This is a genomic window from Streptomyces sp. NPDC059009 (genome assembly GCF_042740175.1).
Classification (GTDB): domain Bacteria; phylum Actinomycetota; class Actinomycetes; order Streptomycetales; family Streptomycetaceae; genus Streptomyces.
This window is the reverse complement of sequence record NZ_JBHYJB010000002.1, coordinates 25,410-43,463: the sequence shown is the minus strand read 5'-3', so window position 1 is coordinate 43,463 and position 18,054 is coordinate 25,410. Positions and strand designations below refer to the sequence as shown.

Here is an 18,054-nt window from a genome sequence, read left to right as displayed (position 1 = left end):
ACATGCAGAAGCACCGTGTCACCCCAGCCCTCACCGCCCTGGCCGCCGCCGGGCTGCTGCTCACCGCCTGCGGTACGCAGTCCGGCAGCGGTGGTGCGGACCGCTCGGACGACCGCGGCGGCCGCTCCGTCGACACCGAGCTCCCGCTCACCGGCGTCCACTGGAACGTCGACAGTGTCACGGTGGGCAAAACCACCCACGACGCCCCGGCAGGCGCCTTCGTCGAGTTCACGGACAAGGGGCAGGCCGAAGGCAACTACGGCTGCAACAGCATGGGCGCCGACGTGAAGATCCACGGCGACGCCATCGATTTCTCGCAGACCCGGATGACCGACATGGGCTGCGACAAGGTCCCCATGCGGTTCGAGGAGACCCTCAGCAAGGCGCTCGGCGTCCAGAGCAGGATCAAGGCCAAGGTCGACGGCGACCGGCTGACGCTCACCACCGCCAAGGGCGACCGCGTGCGGCTCTCGTCCGAGCCCGGCTCCCCGCTCGTCGGCACCAAGTGGACCGTGACCGCCGTCGGCGACGGCAGGACGGCGACGTCCCTGCCGAAGGGCGTGACCGGGAAGGTCGAGCTGACCTTCGGCAAGGACGGCAAGGCCCGCGGCAACCTCGGCTGCAACGGGGTCACCGCCACGGCGAAGCCGCGCGACGGCCGCATCGCCCTCGGCCCGCCCGCGACCACCCGGAAGATGTGCCCGGGCCCCGCGATGCAGACCGAGCGCAAGCTGCTCAAGCTCTTCGGCGGCACGGCGCGCTACGAGCTGAAGCACCGCTCCCTGACGCTGACCGCCAAGGACGGCACGGTCGTCAGCGCGAGTGCCGCCCCGTCCGGTCAGCACCGGAAGTAGCCCTGGCGGCACGGCGGTTGCGCGACTTCAGCACGAAGGCGCCGCCCGCCGCGAGCAGCAGTGCGCCACCGAAGGCGTACGGGAGCGTGGTGGAGGAGTCGGCCCCGGTCTCGGCGAGCTCGGTGGAACCGCCTTCAGGGCGCGTGTCGTTGGCGGCGCCATCCGTAGGCGCCGCCTTGGTGGGCGCCGCCTCGGTGGGCCCGGCCGCACTGGGGGCGGGCGCGGCCTCGCTGGGTGCGGGGGCGGCCTCCTTTGGCGCCGCCACCCCGTCCAGGCTCACGGCCACCGTCGCCGACGTCGCCCCCGACTTCACGACCTTGACCTCGACCTTGCGCGCCGTGTCGGTGAGCTTCGCGCCCGCCTTCAGGGCGTCCGCGTCGGCGGCGGCGTCGGAGCCGGTGGACTCGTCGGCGTCGGGTGTCGGGTCGACGAGCGCCGACTTGGTGTAGTCCTTGGCGGGCACCCGGTAGGCGTGCACGCCCTGGATCTCGCCGTCGACGGTGCCGGACTTGTGCCGCAGCTCGACGACGAGCCGGTCCTCGCCCAGCGGGATGTCGAGCGCCCGCACCCCGCTCCCGCTGCCGTAGAGCGGACGCAGCGTGTACGTACCGGACGTGGCGACCTTCGCGAGCTGCCCGCCGGTCAGCCACTTGTTGTGGATCAGCTCGGGCGAGGTGAGCCCGGCCTCCCAACCGCCGCCGCCCATCGGGGTCTTGTGGCTGGTGCCGTCCTCCTTGCAGCCCTTGCCGAGGTCCCCCTCGGGGCAGCGAAGGCGCATGTGGTGGCTGTAGCCGAAGTTGTGCCCGAACTCGTGGACCAGGGCGGTCATCGACATCTTGCCGTCGGCGCCGACCGGCATCCATGTGGTGCCGCCGCCGACCGTGCCGAGCGCGAGCCAGTCGCAGCCGGCCTTCTCGGCGGGGTAGACGATCGACAGGTGGTCGTAGCCGGACTCCGCCACGCCCTTCTCGGCGAGCGCCTTCCGCGTCAGCTCGTTGATCTTGCCGGTGTCGCAGCCCGTGGCCGCGAGGTCGATGGTGACGGGTCCGGTCACGCCGTCGCCGTCGGCCGCCTTGAAGGTGGTCGCCCCGTTGGTGACCTCGTTGTAGTACGAGGTCAGGGACTCGCTCGTGCCGAAGTAGTTCTGCTTCAGGGCGCCTTCGAGCTTCGTGGCGTCCGGGATCCGGCTGTCCGTGAAGTTCACCATCGCGACCTGGACCCGGCGCTCGGGCCGGTCGGCGGCGGTCGCCTGGGCGGTGGTGGCCGCGAGGGCGGCCGAGCAGGCCAGGGGTATCAGGGCGGCACGGGACAACTTCATGGGGGGGAGCCTTCCGGGGGTGGGGGCGAGGGCGGCGGGGGTCAACTGACGCGTGCCCGAGGCACGTTATCGATCACCACGCCGCCCGAAAGCCCTCCACAACGGCCGTTAGGACCCGCTTAAGGCTCCCTTCAGGCAGCCGGTCCGGGTGGTCGCTCGGGTCAGGCCGTCGGTGGTCCCCGGGGCAGGCTGTCGGCGGTTCCGCGGTCAGGCCGCCGACGGCCCCAAGGTCAGGCCGCCGGATACGGCAGCAGCCCCTTGTCCGTCCTCTCCCACGCCGCCTTCAGCTCGCCGAGCAGCTTCGGCTCGTCCGCCGCCCGGTCGGCCTGCTCCCGCCGGTCGGCACCCAGGTCGAACAGCTGGTCCTTGCCGCCCTTGCCCCGGTAGTACTTCCAGTCCCCGCGCCGCAGCGCCCGCTCCCCGCGCACCCGCCAGAACAGCTCCCGCTCGGCGAGCTCCTCGCCCCGCAGCAGATACCCGGCGAGGCTGGCCCCGTCGAGCGGATACGCGGGGTGCGGCCGCGCCCCGCCGACCTCGAGCAGCGTCGCCGTCCAGTCCGGCGAGAAGACCGGCTCGTGGCTGACCTGCCCGCCCCTGAGCCGCGCGGGCCACCGCACGAGGGTGGGCACCCGTATCCCGCCCTCCTTCAGCGAGCTCTTGTTGCCGGACAGCGGCCAGTTGTACGAGAACCGCTCACCGCCGTTGTCGGAGGCGAAGAAGACGAGGGTGTCCTGCTCCTGCCCCGACTGCTGCAGCGCCCGGAGCACCTTCCCGACCGACCGGTCCAGGTCTTGCACCATCTCCGTGTACTTCTCGACCGAGCCGCCGTCCTGGTGCCGGAGCGCCCCCTTCTCGCCGGCCTTGACCCGGCGCACGATCTCGGCGCTCTCCTCCTCGTCCCCGTCGGCGATCCACGGCCAGTGCGGGGTGGTGAAGTTGAGGTTCAGCAGCCACGGCTTGCCCCCGTGGTCGCGGCGCACGTAGTCGCCGGCCCGCTCGGTCAGGATCCGCGTGTAGTACCGCAGGTCCTTGTACTCGGCGTCGCCCTCGCGCACATCGCCCTCGTACAGGTCGTACTCGCCGCCGAGCCCCAGCTTCGAGTAGTACTCCAGGGCCCCGCCGAAGTTCCCGAAGAACTCGTCCCAGCCCGACTTGGTGGGGGAGTGGTCCGGGAGGTAGCCGCAGTGCCACTTGCCGATGAGCGCGGTGGCGTACCCGGCGTCGCGCAGCAGCGAGGCGAGCGTCGGGTGGTTCGGGTCGAGCCCCGCCGACCTGTCCGCGATCGGCTCGGCGAGCCCGCCCTCCGTACGCCCGGGGAAGCGCCCCGTGTACAGGCTGAACCGGGTCGGGGAGCAGGTCGCGGAGCCCGCGTAGGCGTCGGTGAACCGCACGCCCTGGCGCGCGAGCCGGTCCAGGTTCGGGGTCTTGATGTGCGGCGAGCCGTACGAGGAGAGATCGGCCCAGCCGAGGTCGTCCCCGAGGATGAACAGGATGTTGGGCCGCCGGGACCGGGACCGGGTGTCGGCCCGGAAGGGCCGCTCGGCCGGCGCGGCGGCCTCAGCAGCCGTGGCACCGGGCACGCCCAGGGCGGCGGCCGCGGCGGTTGCCGTGGCAGTGGCACCGACGGCCCCGCCGAAGGCACGCCGGGACAGCTTCTTCTCGTACGGGGACACAGCGAGCTCCAGGGAGAAGGGCGATCAGGGGGTGCCGGCCCCAGGAGCCTCACCGCCCCCTCAGCCACGAGTCAACGCGGAGTCCCACCTGTTCACAGGGCTGTCGTGCCTGTTCACAGCGCTGTCGTACTCCAGAAGCACCCCTTGAAATCGCGCGAGCACGGAGCGTGGCGTGAGCTGACTGTGCGTACACAAACCCCCGCACGACGAAACCAGCAAGGAGACACACCATGCGTATAGCGCGCACCGCCCTCGCCACCGCCACCGTCCTCACCCTCGGCCTCGCCGCCCCCGCCACGGCCTGGGCCGCCCCCGCCGACCCCACCCCGCCGCCCGCCGCCGCCAAGAAGGACGTCCCCGTCGACGGCGGCTTCGTCAAGCTCACCCTCGACGCCTCGCTGCTCGACGGGCTCAAGGCCAAGGGCGTCGTCCTCACCCAGCTCACCAACGACTGCAAGGTCCCCAAGGCCCCCGACGGCAAGCCCTACGTGCCGCCCGTCACCGCGCTCAGCGTCGGCGTGAAGTCCGGCGCCGTGGCCGCCCTGGACGCCAAGGTCGGCGGCAAGCTGACCCTCGCGGACACCTGCCTCGGCCTGGTGAACACGAAGACGCAGAAGGCCGTCACCGTGTCCGCCCTCTCGGCCGACCTGTCCACCGGCACCCTCCTCGCGTCCCTGCACACCTCGAAGGGCGAGGCCCAGGTGAAGCTCGGCACGTTCACGCGGCCCGCGCTCGACAAGAAGACCGTCGACACCGCGGCCAACTCCGTCTCGCTCACCAACGCCGTCAAGGTCGACGCCGACCTCGCCGCGAAGGTCAACGCGGACCTCGGGGTGGACGTCCTCGCCGCGGGCTCGGCGCTGCTCACCGCCAACGCCGACCTGTCCCTGCAGGCGGACGCGGACCTCAAGCTCGACCTGGGCCTGAACGTGAACACCGAGGTCTCCACGGGTCTCGACCTGGGCGTCATCCTCGGCGGCCTGCTCGGCCTGAAGTGATCGCCGGGTGACCGCCGCGGCCCCGGCCCCACCGGGCCGGGGCCAGGGCGTGGCCGGCCGCGCCTTAACGCTCCGTACAAGACCCGTATCCCCAATTCGGACCAGTGGTCGATCTCGCCTACACTCGGTGCCGTGCCACGTGGTGACGGTCGACTCAATCACGATCTGCTCCCCGGCGAGAAAGGCCCCCAGGACGCTTGTGGCGTCTTCGGTGTCTGGGCTCCGGGCGAAGAGGTCGCAAAGCTCACGTACTTCGGGCTCTACGCCCTCCAGCATCGGGGCCAGGAATCCGCGGGAATCGCGGTCAGCAACGGCTCCCAGATCCTCGTCTTCAAGGACATGGGCCTCGTTTCCCAGGTCTTCGACGAGACCTCCCTCGGTTCTCTCCAAGGTCATATCGCGGTCGGTCACGCCCGCTACTCGACCACCGGAGCCTCCGTGTGGGAGAACGCCCAGCCGACGTTCCGTGCCACCGCGCACGGCTCCATCGCGCTCGGGCACAACGGAAACCTGGTCAACACCGCCCAGCTCGCCGAGCTGGTCGCCGACCTGCCGAAGGAGAACGGCCGCGCGACGCAGGTCGCCGCGACCAACGACACGGACCTGGTCACCGCGCTCCTCGCGGGCCAGACCGACGACGACGGCAAGCCGCTGACCATAGAGGAAGCCGCCACCAAGGTCCTCCCGGACGTGCAGGGCGCCTTCTCCCTCGTCTTCATGGACGAGCACACGCTGTACGCGGCCCGCGATCCACAGGGCATCCGCCCGCTGGTCCTCGGCCGCCTGGAGCGCGGCTGGGTCGTCGCCTCCGAGTCCGCCGCCCTCGACATCTGCGGCGCCAGCTTCGTCCGCGAGATCGATCCTGGCGAGTTCGTCGCCATCGACGAGAACGGCCTGCGCACCTCTCGATTCGCAGAAGCGAAGCCCAAGGGCTGTGTCTTCGAGTATGTGTACCTGGCCCGCCCGGACACCGACATCGCGGGCCGGAACGTCTATCTCTCGCGCGTGGAGATGGGCCGCAAGCTCGCCGCCGAGGCCCCCGTCGAGGCCGACCTCGTCATAGCGACGCCCGAATCCGGCACCCCCGCCGCGATCGGTTACGCGGAGGCGTCCGGCATCCCCTTCGGCGCCGGACTCGTGAAGAACGCCTACGTCGGCCGGACCTTCATCCAGCCCTCGCAGACCATCCGCCAGCTCGGCATCCGCCTCAAGCTGAACCCGCTCAAGGAAGTCATCAAGGGCAAGCGCCTGGTGGTCGTCGACGACTCGATCGTCCGCGGCAACACCCAGCGCGCCCTGGTGAAGATGCTCCGCGAGGCGGGCGCGGCCGAAGTCCACATCCGGATTTCGTCTCCCCCCGTCAAGTGGCCCTGCTTCTTCGGCATCGACTTCGCCACCCGCGCGGAGCTGATCGCCAACGGCATGACCATCGACGAGATCGGCACCTCGCTCGGCGCCGACTCGCTCTCGTACATCTCCATCGACGGCATGATCGAGGCCACCACCATCGACAAGCCGAACCTCTGCCGCGCCTGCTTCGACGGCGAGTACCCGATGGAGCTGCCCGACCCCGAGCTGCTCGGCAAGCAGCTCCTGGAGACGGAGCTGGCGGCGGGCCCCGCCGCCACGGCAGCGGCCGACGCGATCCGTCGCCCATAAGCCCCGTAGCCCCCGTAGTAACGACACGAAAGCTCTCACTCACCATGCCTGAGACCACTGGTGCCAGCTACGCGGCCGCCGGCGTAGACATCGAGGCGGGCGACCGCGCCGTCGAGCTCATGAAGGAGTGGGTCAAGAAGACCCAGCGCCCCGAGGTCGCGGGCCTCGGCGGCCTCGGCGGCTTCGCCGGCCTCTTCGACGCCTCCGCGCTCAAGCGCTTCGAGCGCCCCCTGCTCGCCTCCGCCACCGACGGCGTCGGCACGAAGGTCGACCTCGCCCGTCAGCTGGGCGTCTACGACACCATCGGCCACGACCTCGTCGCGATGGTCATGGACGACATCGTCGTCTGCGGCGCCGAGCCGCTCTTCATGACCGACTACATCTGCGTCGGCAAGGTCCACCCCGAGCGCGTCGCCGCCATCGTGAAGGGCATCGCCGAGGGCTGCGTCCTCGCGGGCTGCTCCCTCGTCGGCGGCGAGACCGCCGAACACCCGGGCCTGCTCGGCCCCGACGACTTCGACGTCGCGGGCGCCGGCACCGGCGCCGTGGAGGCCGACCGGCTGCTCGGCGCGGATCGTATCCGTAAGGGTGACGCGGTGATCGCGATGGCGTCGTCCGGCCTTCACTCCAACGGGTATTCGCTGGTCCGGCACGTGGTCTTCGACCGCGCACACATGACCCTCGACCAGCAGGTCGAGGAGTTCGGCCGCACCCTCGGCGAGGAGCTCCTGGAGCCGACCAAGATCTACTCCCTGGACTGCCTGGCCCTGACCCGCACCGCCGAGGTGCACGCCTTCAGCCACATCACGGGCGGCGGCCTCGCGGCGAACCTGGCCCGGGTGATCCCGGACGGCCTGCACGCCACGGTCGACCGCTCCACCTGGACCCCGGGCGCGGTCTTCGACCTCGTCGGCAAGGCCGGTCAGGTCGAGCGCCTGGAGCTGGAGAAGACCCTGAACATGGGCGTGGGCATGATCGCGATCGTCCCCGAGGAGTCGGTGGACGTGGCCCTCACGACCCTCGCCGACCGCGGCGTGGACGCCTGGGTCGCCGGTGAGATCACGGACCGCGGCACGCACACGACGGGCGCCGAGCTCACAGGTACGTATCTGAATTAAAGGCGCCGCGAAGTAGGCGCCGCCAGGCAGCACAAAACCCGGTCCGTCGGTGTCACCACCCCGGACCGGGTGAGGTGCAGTCGCTACGAGAAGTTCGAGAACTGCGAATGTGCTGCGAGTGCTACGCGGTCAAGCGCCGCGGCGCTGAGACGAAGGACCGGACTCGCCGGAGTCCTCATCGTCCTCGTCGTCGTTGTAGAGATCCGCGTACTGCGCGTACGGGTCGTCTTCCTCGTCCTCGTCCTCGAACGGCTCGCCATTCGGCGGCTGTTGCGAAGTCGAAGCGCCCAGCTCGTTGGCCAGACGCGACAGGTCAGTCCCGCCGCTGTTGTACTTCAGCTGGCGGGCGACCTTTGTCTGCTTGGCCTTGGCCCGGCCGCGCCCCATGGCTCGACCCCCTCGGTATCGGGGCTTCATGGCCCCAGAGTCTTGACACGCGTTCATGATCTAGAACGGGCTCTCCGCGGAGAGACCGGTCTGTAGGGCTTCCACGGTACCTGCTCCTGCGGCCATACGGTACGTCGCCCGCAGGACGCGCGTGAGCGCAGGACCCGCGAGGTGCCCTGTCCTCGCTGGTCAGCTGCGATTTTAACCTCTTCTTGGCGGGCGACCCGCCGACGGGCGTGAGTCTTGTCTCCCAGAGGCGTCCCAGGGGTGTCCCGGACGTCTCCCGGACGTCACCCGGCTGTGCGTCGGCGGGCCCTCGGCCGGGTTCCGGTCAGTGGCTGCCGCGCGCCTCCGCCATCTTCTGCTCGGCGATCCTGTCGGACGCCGCAGCGGGCGGAATCCCATCTTCCTTTGCACGGGCGAAGATCGAAAGCGTGGTGTCGAAGATCTTCGCGGCCTTCGCCTTGCACCGGTCGAAGTCGAAGCCGTTCAGCTCGTCCGCGACCTGGATCACGCCGCCCGCGTTCACCACGTAGTCCGGCGCGTAGAGGATGCCGCGGTCGGCGAGGTCCTTCTCGACGCCGGGGTGCGCGAGCTGGTTGTTGGCGGCGCCGCAGACCACCTTGGCGGTGAGGGCGGGCACGGAGTCGTCGTCGAGGGCGCCGCCGAGGGCGCAGGGGGCGTAGATGTCGAGGCCCTCGGTGCGGATGAGCGTCTCGGTGTCGGCGACGGCCGTGACCCGGCCCGCGTGCCGCTCGACGACCCGGCGCACGGACTCCGCGCGGACATCGGTGACCACGACCTCCGCGCCGTCCTCCATGAGGTGGTCCACCAGGTGGTGGCCGACCTTGCCGACACCCGCGACGGCGACCTTGCGGCCGCGCAGCGTCGGGTCGCCCCACAGGTGCTGGGCCGAGGCGCGCATGCCCTGGAAGACGCCGTACGCGGTGAGGACCGAGGAGTCGCCGGCGCCACCGTTCTCCGGCGAACGCCCCGTCGTCCAGCGGCACTCACGGGCGACGACGTCCATGTCCGCCACGTACGTGCCGACGTCGCACGCCGTCACGTACCGCCCGCCGAGCGAGGCCACGAAACGGCCGTAGGCGAGCAGGAGTTGCTCGGTCTTGTGGTGCTCGGGGTCGCCGATGATGACGGCCTTGCCCCCGCCGTGGCCCAGCCCGGCCATCGCGTTCTTGTACGACATCCCGCGGGCGAGGTTCAGCGCGTCGGCGACGGCCGCCTCCTCGTTCGCGTACGGGTAGAAGCGGGTGCCGCCGAGGGCGGGGCCGAGGGCGGTGGAGTGGAGGGCGATGACGGCCTTGAGACCGCTGGCGCGGTCCTGGCACAGCACGACTTGCTCATGGCCGCCCTGGTCCGAGTGGAACAGGGTGTGCAGGACATCAGCGGGTGCGCCGGTTACATCGGTCACTGTGGTGACTCCCAGGTAAGTAGCGGCAGTTGAGCGGGCTCCCGTGCGGGTGGCGGGCCCCGTTGGGCATGAGACTAGAGCCTGCGGCGGGCCGTCGGCCGCGCAGTGCCGAGGATCACCCCCTCCCGGAGTACGGGCAGGAGTTCGGGCCGGAGCGCGGGCGGGGGCGGCGCAGTTCGGCCATGGCACGCTGTGCAGTGTTTTCCAGCCGGTACGCGGGGGAGGGAGCAGCCGTGCCCAAGGTGTCGTCGTTGATCGTCCCGTACGCGTCCTACTTGCGGGTGTACGAGCCGCTGGCCGCCTTCCCGGAGCCGGAGCGCGGCCACTGGGCCCGCTATGCCCGCCGCCCGGACCTCCCCTCGTGCCAGGACGAACTGCGCGAGTCCCTGGCCGACTTGCTGCCCACGCCGCCGATCCCGGTGCCGGTGCACGAGAGCAGCAACGCCTTCGTCCTGGAGGTCGACGGCGTGCTGTGCGTCTGCCCCTGGCGCACCCGGCTGCGCGGCTGGCAGGCCCTGGGCGACCTGGCCGAGCAGCTGCCGGCGCCGGTGCTCGACGCGGTGCTGCCGCCGGTGGTGCGCCGCCAGGCCACCGCGGACTACGAGCAGTGGCTGACCCGCAACCCCGACGCCCGCCCCTGGATCCGCACCTCGACGTGGCAGATCCCGCTGAACTGGTTCGTGCTCGTCTCGGAGGAGGAGCGCCACTTCGAGAAGGGGGCGGCGGGCGCCGAGGGCGGGGACGAGGACCCCGCCGTGGACCGGCTGCCGGTCCTTCGCTATCGCACCCCGATGGTGCAGGCGCGGCGCCGGGTCGCCCGCGGGCTCAAGGCGCTGCGGGAGGCGATGGACGAGGGGCCGCTCATCGACGGCCTGGTCGACGTCGGCCGCTGGCTGGAGGAGTTCCACCCGCGCTCGCTCGTCGAGCTGGACTACGGCGGCCTGGTGCACGCGCTGCCGGTGGCGGATCTCGACGAGGACCACTCGGCGGCGGACGTGGCCGAGGGCATCGAGGCGCTGCGCAACGGCGACGGAGAGGTCGCCGGCGAGGCGTATGCGAGGCTCGTGGAGCGCTGGCGGGCGGTCCGGGACCGGCAGTTCTCGAACTGATCCCGTACAGATTTCGTACGGATCTTGGTGAAATCCCGCCGTGGGGCGGCCCGTGGACCTAGGGCTGTCGCATAGTTGTCGCGGGCACCACATAAGTTATCGCTTACGCCCGCGAGGACCTACGTCCCGATCCGGGCCTTTGTGTCAAGCGTGACGGACCGCACTTACTTCGCCCTTGCGTCCATCACCCCTCCTCGTGCCAAAATAGGACAAGGAGCCCGGGGAGGGCTCCTTCCGTCCAACTAAGGCCGGATTGCTCAGCATTGCACGCTATGGGGGGTCTGTTGACTCCTGATCGCTCTGTGACTGATCGTCACTGTGGCGTGACTGTCCGCTATGGCATGGTCCATCGGCTTCCGTCGCTGATGGACACCTGGGAGGGCAATTCCATCGGTTTGGCCGACGCGGCTGGACGGATGGTGTAGTTGTAGTGCCGAGGACAAGCCGTTCGTCCTATAACCGACTCGACTCGCGTCCGCCATTTCGGGCAACGCGGGTCAAGGTGCAGAATTTAGAGGAATGAACCGAGAAGGTTCGGTTCTCCCGAGGAGGCCGCTCATGACCGCTCGCACCCCTGATGCCGAGCCGCTGCTGACCCCGGCTGAGGTCGCCACGATGTTCCGCGTCGACCCCAAGACGGTCACGCGCTGGGCCAAGGCTGGCAAGCTCACGTCGATTCGTACGCTCGGCGGACACCGCCGTTACCGCGAGGCTGAGGTCCGCGCGCTTCTTGCGGGCATCCCGCAGCAGCGCAGCGAGGCCTGAACAGCAGCCGGAACACGGCACAAAAGCACAAATCGGGCGAAGAGCACGACCACTGCCGGGTCCCCCAACCTGGCCGTACGTCCGACATAGAGCTACACACGACGAGGGTTCCCGCCCCAACGGGGGCCCACGCCTGAACCTCATGGGTGCGTCGTCGATCGCGCTGGACTCCGCCGGGTCCAGCGCGATCTTTTTTTGTGCGCCCCGTCAGCGCGGGGGAGGCGCTGGTGAGCGGGCCTGTTCGGCTCTGAGGGGCCCTGTGGGGAGTCCGTCGGGGAGGGCTCGGGGCGCCGTCCGGAGTGACGCCGGGTAACTCTGTGGGCCGCCCATGAGGGTGGTGCAATTGCACATATTAAATTGACCCGTTGTAGGAAGGGTGTAAGTTCCGGGGTTTCCAAAACTCGAGCGGTGACACCCGTCACATGCCGGGGTCCTTGTTGCGTGGGACATTCCTGCGCTAGAGGAGAGCGCGGTGGCGTCCGGACGTGGATACAAGGAGGTCCGGCTCCCAGCCTCCCACTCGGGAGGGGATCTCAGGGTCGGCTTTGGTCATGCCTTGGGGGGACTTTCGTCCCCGCTGCCCACGATGGGCTCACAGGGTCCGGTCTGGGGCTCCAGGGCCAGGCGCAGCAGACGGTGGCAGATGGGGCAGTGCCGGGTGAGGTGGCGGTAGCCGGAGGCCGCGGAGAGGTGCGCGCGCAGCAGGGCGCGCGTCTCGTGCCGAACGGGCGTCGCCATGTACGGCCTCCTGGTGGAGCGTCCGACGGTCCTTGCTGTCTGGGGTACCCGGCGAATGTGACGGCGTCAAGGTTCGTGCAGCGGGGAGGGACCTGTGCGCGAACGACAGAGAGGCCCGCACCTTGCGGTGCGGGCCTCTCTCTTTACTGCGGTCCTGACGGGATTTGAACCCGCGGCCTCCACCTTGACAGGGTGGCGAGCACTCCAAACTGCTCCACAGGACCAGGTTTTGCGGCGCCCCCGACGGAGTCGGTAGTGGACTCTGCCTTCGTTGCGCTGCGAGATGAGACTGTACAGCAGTGCAGGCCCGGCGGTCGAACTCACCCTGTGTGGTGGGACGGTCACCGCAGCAGGTCAGGGCGCCGCCGCGTCGATCGCCTTCACGATGCGCTTGTCGGAGACGGGGTACGCCGTGCCGAGCGCGTGCGCGAAGTAGCTGACGCGGAGCTCCTCCAGCATCCAGCGGATGTCCAGGACCTCCTGCGGGACGGGGCGGCCCTGGGGCAGCTGCTCCAGGAGCCAGGCGTACTCGTCCTGCATCTCGTGGACCTTCTCCATGCGCGTCGTGTCCCGCTGGACGTTCGTCGGCATCTGCTGGAGGCGGCGGTCGGCGGCGACCAGATAGCGCATCAGGTCCGGGAGGCGGCGCAGGCCCGTCGCGGTGACGAAGCCGGGCTTGATGAGGGCGTCCAGCTGCGCCCGTACGTCGGTGAGGTTGGCGAGCAGCGTGGGGCTCTTCGTGGACTTCAGGCGGCGCTCACAGGCTTGCCAGGCGGCGAGGGCCTGCTGGACCTGGTCGACCGTGCGGACCGTCGTGTCGACGATCTCCGCGCGCACCTTCTCGTAGAGCTTGCGGTACGACTCCTCGTCCCACGCGGGGCCGCCGAAGTCCGCGATCAGCTTGTCGGTGGCGGCCATGGCGCAGTCGGCGAAGAGGGTCGGCATGGAGCCGTGCGGGTTCGCCGACAGGGCCAGCTTCTGCTGGTTGGTGAGCTTGTCCGAGGCGAACTTGGCGGGGTTCACCGGGATGTTGAGGAGGATGAGGCGGCGGGTGCCCTTGACCATCGCCTGCTGCTGCTCGGCCTCCGAGTCGAAGAGGCGCACGGAGACGGTGCCCGCCTGGGGGCCGTCGTCGACGAGCGCCGGGTACGCCTTCACCGGCTGGCCCGCGCGACGGGTCTCGAAGACCCGCGAGAGGGTGCCGATCGTCCAGTCCGTCAGCCCCTTGCGCTCGACGGACTCGCCGCCGGAGCGCTCCGCGGTCGCCTGGGCGGCCTGGGAGAGGGCCTGGCGGGCCTTCGGCTTCAGCTGGAGCTTCAGGGCGTCGAGGTCCTTGTCCTCGGCGAGCTTGCGGCGGCGCTCGTCGGTGATCCTGAAGGTGATCTTGAGGTGGTCGGGGACGCGGGTCAGGTCGAAGTCGTCCGGGTGCACCGGGACGCCGACCATCTGCTGGAGCTCGCGGGCCAGCGTCACGTGCAGGGGCTCCTGCAACGGCACGGCGCGGTCCAGGAACGCCTTGGCGAAGTTGGGTGCCGGGACGTAGTTGCGGCGGATCGGCTTGGGCAGGGAGCGGATCAGCTCGATCACGACCTCCTCGCGCAGGCCCGGGATCTGCCAGTCGAAGCCCTCGTCGGTGACCTGGTTGAGGACCTGGAGCGGGATGTGGACCGTCACGCCGTCCGCGTCCGCGCCCGGCTCGAACTGGTACGTCACCTTGAACTTGAGCGGGCCCTGGCGCCAGGAGTCGGGGTAGTCGGACTTGCTGACGTCCCCCGCCTTCTCGTTGATGAGCATCGACCGCTCGAAGTCGAGCAGCTCCGGCTCCTCGCGCTGCTTCTTCTTCCACCAGGAGTCGAAGTGGGCGCCGGACACGACGTGTTCGGGGACCCGCTGGTCGTAGAAGTCGAAGAGCGTCTCGTCGTCCACGAGGATGTCGCGGCGGCGGGCGCGGTGCTCCAGCTCCTCGACCTCGGTGAGGAGGCGGCGGTTGTCCGCGAAGAACTTGTGGTGGGTGCGCCAGTCGCCCTCGACCAGCGCGTTGCGGATGAACAGGTCGCGGGAGACCTCGGGGTCGATGCGGCCGTAGTTCACCTTGCGGTCGGTGACGAGCGGGACGCCGTAGAGGGTGACCTTCTCGATCGCCATCACGGCGGCCTGGTCCTTCTCCCAGTGCGGCTCGCTGTAGGTGCGCTTGAGCAGGTGCTGGGCCAGCGGTTCGACCCACTCGGGCTCGATGCGGGCGTTGACCCGGGCCCACAGGCGGGACGTCTCGACCAGCTCGGCCGACATCACGAAGCGCGGGGGCTTCTTGAAGAGCGCCGAGCCCGGGAAGATCGCGAACTTGGCGTTGCGCGCGCCCACATACTCGTTGCGCCCGCCGCCGCGCTGCTTCGGGTCCTTGTCGCGGCTCTCCTTCGACTCCTTTACGTCCTTCATCCCGATGTGGGAGAGCAGGCCGGACAGGAGGGAGATGTGGACGTGCTGCTCGGGGGCATCGTCCTCGTTGAGGTGGATGCCCATCTGCTTGGCGACCGTGCGGAGCTGGGTGTAGATGTCCTGCCACTCGCGCACCCGCAGATAGTTCAGGTACTCCCGCTTGCACATGCGGCGGAACGCGGAGGAGCCGAGGGCCTTCTGCTGCTCGCGGAGGTAGCGCCAGAGGTTGAGGAAGGCGAGGAAGTCGCTCGTCTCGTCCTTGAAGCGGGCGTGCTGCTGGTCGGCCTGGGTCTGCTTGTCCTGCGGGCGCTCGCGCGGGTCCTGGATGGAGAGCGCCGCGGCGATCACCATGACTTCCCGTACACAGCCGTTCTTGTCCGCCTCCAGGACCATGCGGGCCAGGCGCGGGTCGACGGGGAGCTGGGAGAGCTTGCGGCCCTGCTGGGTGAGGCGCTTCTTGGGGTCCTTCTGGGACGGGTCCAGCGCGCCGAGCTCCTGGAGGAGCTGGACGCCGTCGCGGATGTTGCGGTGGTCCGGCGGGTCGATGAAGGGGAACTTCTCGATGTCGCCGAGACCGGCGGCGGTCATCTGGAGGATGACGGAGGCGAGGTTGGTGCGCAGGATCTCGGCGTCCGTGAACTCCGGGCGGGAGAGGAAGTCGTCCTCCGAGTACAGCCGGATGCAGATGCCGTCGGACGTACGGCCGCAGCGGCCCTTGCGCTGGTTGGCGCTGGCCTGGCTGACCGCCTCGATGGGCAGGCGCTGCACCTTCGTGCGGTGGCTGTAGCGGGAGATGCGGGCGGTGCCCGGGTCGATGACGTACTTGATGCCGGGGACGGTGAGGGAGGTCTCCGCGACGTTCGTCGCGAGGACGATCCTGCGGCCGGTGTGCGGCTGGAAGACACGGTGCTGCTCGGCATGGCTCAACCGGGCGTACAGCGGCAGCACTTCGGTGAACTTGTATCTCTTCTTCTCCAGCGCGTCCGCTGTGTCGCGGATCTCGCGCTCGCCGGAGAGGAAGACGAGGATGTCGCCCTTGCCCTCGGCCTGGAGCTCCTCGACGGCGTCGGTGATCGCGGTGATCTGGTCGCGGTCCGACTCCTCGCTGTCCTCCTCCAGAAGCGGGCGGTAGCGCACCTCCACCGGATACGTACGGCCGCTGACCTCGACGATCGGGGCGTCCCCGAAGTGCCGCGAGAAGCGCTCGGGGTCGATGGTCGCCGAGGTGATGACGACCTTCAGGTCCGGGCGCTGGGGCAGGAGTTGGGCGAGGTAGCCGAGCAGGAAGTCGATGTTGAGGGAGCGCTCGTGGGCCTCGTCGATGATGATCGTGTCGTACGCGCGCAGCTCGCGGTCGGTCTGGATCTCGGCCAGCAGGATGCCGTCCGTCATCAGCTTCACGTAGGTGTCGCCGCCGACCTGGTCGGTGAAGCGGACCTTCCAGCCGACGGCCTCGCCCAGCGGCGTGTCCAGCTCGTCGGCCACGCGCTCGGCGACCGTGCGGGCGGCGATGCGGCGGGGCTGCGTGTGCCCGATCATGCCGCGCACGCCCCGGCCGAGCTCCATGCAGATCTTCGGGATCTGCGTCGTCTTCCCGGAGCCCGTCTCACCCGCGACGATCACGACCTGGTGGTCGCGGATCGCGTCGGCGATCTCGTCCTTCTTCTGGCTGACCGGGAGCTGCTCGGGGTAGGTGATCGCGGGCAGGCGGCTGCCCCGCTCGGCCATCCTGGCCGCGCCCTTGTCGACCTCCGCCGCGATCTCGGCGAGGACGGCTGCGCGGGCCTCGGGCTTGCGGATCCGGCGGGCACCCTCGAGCCGGCGGCCGAGCCGGTGCTCATCGCGCAGCGAGAGCTCGGCCAGGCGCGGGGCGAGGGTGTCGAAGGTGAGGGCAGGCTGCGTAGACATACGCGGTCCAGGATCTCACCTCGGGGAAAAGCCTGGCGAATGCTTTTGGCCGGGCCGGGCGGCCGCACCCCGTGTCACCCTCATCCCGCGTCACCCCCACCCGGTAGGTCCGTTATGGGTGGTTTAGCGTGTTCATATGTCTGAGCACGAGCCTGAACAGGGGAAACAGCACGACCATGGCGCCCACGGGAGGGTGCCCACGTGGGGCGAGCGGTGGGCGGCCTTCAAGAAGTCGCCGTTCCTGCCCGCGAGTGTGCTGGTCCTGATCCTGGCGGCGGCCGCGGGGCTCTTCGCCGGCTCGTACACGTACTCCATGGCGAACCCGACGCCGCACCGGATCCCGACGGCGGTGGTCGGGGCGGAGCACGCGACCCACGGCAAGGCGTTCCTCGCCGGCATGGAGAAGGCGCTGAACGCCTCGGTGGAGGTGCACCGCTATGACAGCCTGGCGGCGGCCCGGACCGGCGTCGACGAACAGCAGGTCTTCGCGATCCTGGACGTGGGCCGCGAGGACCGGGTGACGCTCGACGTGTCGGGTGCCTCGGGGGCATCGGTCGCGCAGGTGCTCGCGGAGACGGCGCCGAAGGTGGGCAAGGACGTCGGGGTGCCGGTGGCGGTGCAGGACATCAAGCCGCTGCAGCAGGGCGACCCGCGGGGGCTCGCCATCTTCTACATCTCGCTCGCGGCCGTGATCATCGGCTTCGTGGGGGCGATCCAGCTGAGCGTGCACGCGCGCGGGCTGAACCCGGCGGAGCGGATCGCCGTGACGGTGGTCTACGCGCTGCTCGGCGGGTTCGTGATCGCGGCGGTGGTGGACTGGTGGCTGGGGGCGGTGGATCTGCCCTTCGTGGAGTCGTGGCTGATCCTGGCGCTGACGATGTTCACGTCGGGGATGGTCTTCACGATGTTCAACACGCTGTTCGGGCGCTGGGCGATGATCCCGACGTGGGGGCTGATGGTGCTGCTCGGCAATCCGTCGTCGGGCGGGGCGGTGTCGTGGCCGCTGCTGCCGTCGGTCCTCGGGCACATCGGGCGCTGGCTGCCGCCGGGGGCGTCGGTGAACGCGCAGCACACGGCGGTGTACTTCGGGGGCCACCAGCACGCGTTCCCGTTCCTGGTCCTGGGCGGGTGGGCGCTGCTCGCCTGCACGGTCTTCTGGGTCTGGCGCCATCGGCACCCGGGCGGGCGCGAGGCGGGGCCGGTGCACGCGGCGGCCCCTGCCGGATGAGTGCTCCCGCGGGGCGGGTGCCTCTGCGAGGCGGGCACGACAAAGGCCCCGTCCAAGCGGACGGGGCCTTTGAAGAAGTGGCTGGGGCCGGGATCGAACCGGCGACCTATCGCTTTTCAGGCGATCGCTCGTACCAACTGAGCTACCCAGCCACGCAGTTCGCAGAGACGAACTGCAGCGGTCCTGACGGGATTTGAACCCGCGGCCTCCACCTTGACAGGGTGGCGAGCACTCCAAACTGCTCCACAGGACCAAGCGTTGTGCGAGAACAAGTCTCGCACAGGGTGTTGCGTGCCCCCAACGGGATTCGAACCCGTGCTACCGCCTTGAAAGGGCGGCGTCCTGGGCCACTAGACGATGAGGGCTAAGAGGCCCGCCGTGGGCGCTTCGCAGCGCGTCGGGGACGTGAGAAGCATATGGGATGGGGGGAGCTA

General features: G+C 69.9%; 13 protein-coding genes and 4 tRNA genes. 7 read left to right on the top strand and 10 right to left on the bottom strand.

What is annotated here, in order from left to right; translation table 11 throughout:
• Nucleotides 1-2 precede the first annotated feature (2 nt).
• The gene (locus tag ACFWYM_RS02000; RefSeq protein WP_384828892.1) at nucleotides 3-854 is read left to right on the top strand and encodes an META domain-containing protein; all 852 of its coding nucleotides are present in this window, start codon (nucleotides 3-5) and stop codon (nucleotides 852-854) included.
• Here the strand turns inward: ACFWYM_RS02000 and ACFWYM_RS01995 are convergent.
• Nucleotides 814-2,172 (bottom strand): LPXTG cell wall anchor domain-containing protein, encoded by a 1,359-nt coding sequence (locus ACFWYM_RS01995; protein ID WP_384828891.1) that lies wholly within the window; start codon nucleotides 2,170-2,172, stop codon nucleotides 814-816. The genes ACFWYM_RS02000 and ACFWYM_RS01995 overlap by 41 nt on opposite strands.
• Nucleotides 2,173-2,402: 230 nt before the next feature.
• Nucleotides 2,403-3,845, bottom strand: coding sequence for a sulfatase (locus ACFWYM_RS01990; RefSeq protein ID WP_384828889.1), 1,443 nt, complete (start codon nucleotides 3,843-3,845; stop codon nucleotides 2,403-2,405).
• A 230-nt stretch (nucleotides 3,846-4,075) separates the two neighbouring features.
• On the opposite strand from ACFWYM_RS01990, the gene ACFWYM_RS01985 reads away from it, so the two are divergent.
• From ACFWYM_RS01985 to purM, 3 genes are all read left to right on the top strand, one after another.
• On the top strand, nucleotides 4,076-4,843 hold the full coding sequence (locus ACFWYM_RS01985) for a hypothetical protein (protein WP_384828887.1): 768 nt from the start codon (nucleotides 4,076-4,078) through the stop codon (nucleotides 4,841-4,843).
• 132 nt (nucleotides 4,844-4,975) lie between these two features.
• Nucleotides 4,976-6,502 carry an amidophosphoribosyltransferase gene (purF, locus tag ACFWYM_RS01980; protein WP_384828886.1) on the top strand — a complete coding sequence of 509 codons (1,527 nt, stop codon included), beginning with the start codon at nucleotides 4,976-4,978 and terminating at the stop codon, nucleotides 6,500-6,502.
• Nucleotides 6,503-6,546: 44 nt separating this feature from the next.
• Complete coding sequence (gene purM / locus ACFWYM_RS01975; protein WP_384828884.1) at nucleotides 6,547-7,620, top strand: phosphoribosylformylglycinamidine cyclo-ligase; 1,074 nt, start codon at nucleotides 6,547-6,549, stop codon at nucleotides 7,618-7,620.
• 129 nt (nucleotides 7,621-7,749) lie between these two features.
• On the opposite strand, the gene ACFWYM_RS01970 is transcribed toward purM, so the two are convergent.
• Nucleotides 7,750-8,007: a DUF3073 domain-containing protein gene (locus tag ACFWYM_RS01970; protein WP_384828882.1), complete on the bottom strand. Its 258-nt coding sequence runs from the start codon at nucleotides 8,005-8,007 to the stop codon at nucleotides 7,750-7,752.
• Between the two features lie 331 nt (nucleotides 8,008-8,338).
• Nucleotides 8,339-9,436, bottom strand: coding sequence for a Leu/Phe/Val dehydrogenase (locus tag ACFWYM_RS01965; protein ID WP_384828880.1), 1,098 nt, complete (start codon nucleotides 9,434-9,436; stop codon nucleotides 8,339-8,341).
• Between the two features lie 233 nt (nucleotides 9,437-9,669).
• Between ACFWYM_RS01965 and ACFWYM_RS01960 the strand changes: the two genes are divergently transcribed.
• Together ACFWYM_RS01960 and bldC are read left to right on the top strand one after the other, a co-directional pair.
• Nucleotides 9,670-10,545 (top strand): hypothetical protein, encoded by an 876-nt coding sequence (locus ACFWYM_RS01960; protein ID WP_384828878.1) that lies wholly within the window; start codon nucleotides 9,670-9,672, stop codon nucleotides 10,543-10,545.
• A gap of 558 nt (nucleotides 10,546-11,103) precedes the next feature.
• Nucleotides 11,104-11,310: a developmental transcriptional regulator BldC gene (gene bldC / locus ACFWYM_RS01955; RefSeq protein ID WP_003949541.1), complete on the top strand. Its 207-nt coding sequence runs from the start codon at nucleotides 11,104-11,106 to the stop codon at nucleotides 11,308-11,310.
• A 549-nt stretch (nucleotides 11,311-11,859) separates the two neighbouring features.
• Here bldC and ACFWYM_RS01950 read toward each other — a convergent pair.
• The 3 genes from ACFWYM_RS01950 to hrpA all read right to left on the bottom strand — a co-directional run bounded on the left by ACFWYM_RS01950 (nucleotide 11,860) and on the right by hrpA (nucleotide 16,392).
• Nucleotides 11,860-12,048, bottom strand: a complete 189-nt coding sequence (locus ACFWYM_RS01950) for a DUF6274 family protein (RefSeq protein ID WP_384828876.1) — start codon at nucleotides 12,046-12,048, stop codon at nucleotides 11,860-11,862.
• A 149-nt stretch (nucleotides 12,049-12,197) separates the two neighbouring features.
• Nucleotides 12,198-12,272 (bottom strand) — tRNA-Asp (locus ACFWYM_RS01945).
• A 130-nt stretch (nucleotides 12,273-12,402) separates the two neighbouring features.
• The gene (gene hrpA / locus ACFWYM_RS01940; protein ID WP_384828874.1) at nucleotides 12,403-16,392 is read right to left on the bottom strand and encodes an ATP-dependent RNA helicase HrpA; all 3,990 of its coding nucleotides are present in this window, start codon (nucleotides 16,390-16,392) and stop codon (nucleotides 12,403-12,405) included.
• A 136-nt stretch (nucleotides 16,393-16,528) separates the two neighbouring features.
• Here hrpA and ACFWYM_RS01935 point away from each other — a divergent pair, with 136 nt between their 5' ends.
• Entirely contained in the window at nucleotides 16,529-17,620 is a 1,092-nt protein-coding gene (locus ACFWYM_RS01935) for an ABC transporter permease (protein ID WP_384828872.1), read from the top strand.
• 78 nt (nucleotides 17,621-17,698) lie between these two features.
• Here ACFWYM_RS01935 and ACFWYM_RS01930 read toward each other — a convergent pair.
• The 3 genes from ACFWYM_RS01930 to ACFWYM_RS01920 form a co-directional block, all read right to left on the bottom strand.
• Nucleotides 17,699-17,772, bottom strand: a tRNA-Phe gene (locus tag ACFWYM_RS01930).
• A gap of 26 nt (nucleotides 17,773-17,798) precedes the next feature.
• Nucleotides 17,799-17,873 (bottom strand) — tRNA-Asp (locus ACFWYM_RS01925).
• 39 nt (nucleotides 17,874-17,912) lie between these two features.
• Nucleotides 17,913-17,985, bottom strand: a tRNA-Glu gene (locus ACFWYM_RS01920).
• Nucleotides 17,986-18,054: the final 69 nt, after the last annotated feature.

What these genes read in the sequence shown, in the direction of transcription:
- ACFWYM_RS02000 (WP_384828892.1), top strand. Translation starts at nt 3, where the DNA reads ATGCAGAAGCACCGTGTCACCCCAGCCCTCACCGCCCTGGCCGCCGCC.
- ACFWYM_RS01995 (WP_384828891.1), bottom strand. Translation starts at nt 2,172, where the DNA reads ATGAAGTTGTCCCGTGCCGCCCTGATACCCCTGGCCTGCTCGGCCGCC.
- ACFWYM_RS01985 (WP_384828887.1), top strand. Translation starts at nt 4,076, where the DNA reads ATGCGTATAGCGCGCACCGCCCTCGCCACCGCCACCGTCCTCACCCTC.
- purM (WP_384828884.1), top strand. Translation starts at nt 6,547, where the DNA reads ATGCCTGAGACCACTGGTGCCAGCTACGCGGCCGCCGGCGTAGACATC.
- ACFWYM_RS01970 (WP_384828882.1), bottom strand. Translation starts at nt 8,007, where the DNA reads ATGGGGCGCGGCCGGGCCAAGGCCAAGCAGACAAAGGTCGCCCGCCAG.
- bldC (WP_003949541.1), top strand. Translation starts at nt 11,104, where the DNA reads ATGACCGCTCGCACCCCTGATGCCGAGCCGCTGCTGACCCCGGCTGAG.
- ACFWYM_RS01950 (WP_384828876.1), bottom strand. Translation starts at nt 12,048, where the DNA reads ATGGCGACGCCCGTTCGGCACGAGACGCGCGCCCTGCTGCGCGCGCAC.
- hrpA (WP_384828874.1), bottom strand. Translation starts at nt 16,392, where the DNA reads ATGTCTACGCAGCCTGCCCTCACCTTCGACACCCTCGCCCCGCGCCTG.
- ACFWYM_RS01935 (WP_384828872.1), top strand. Translation starts at nt 16,529, where the DNA reads ATGTCTGAGCACGAGCCTGAACAGGGGAAACAGCACGACCATGGCGCC.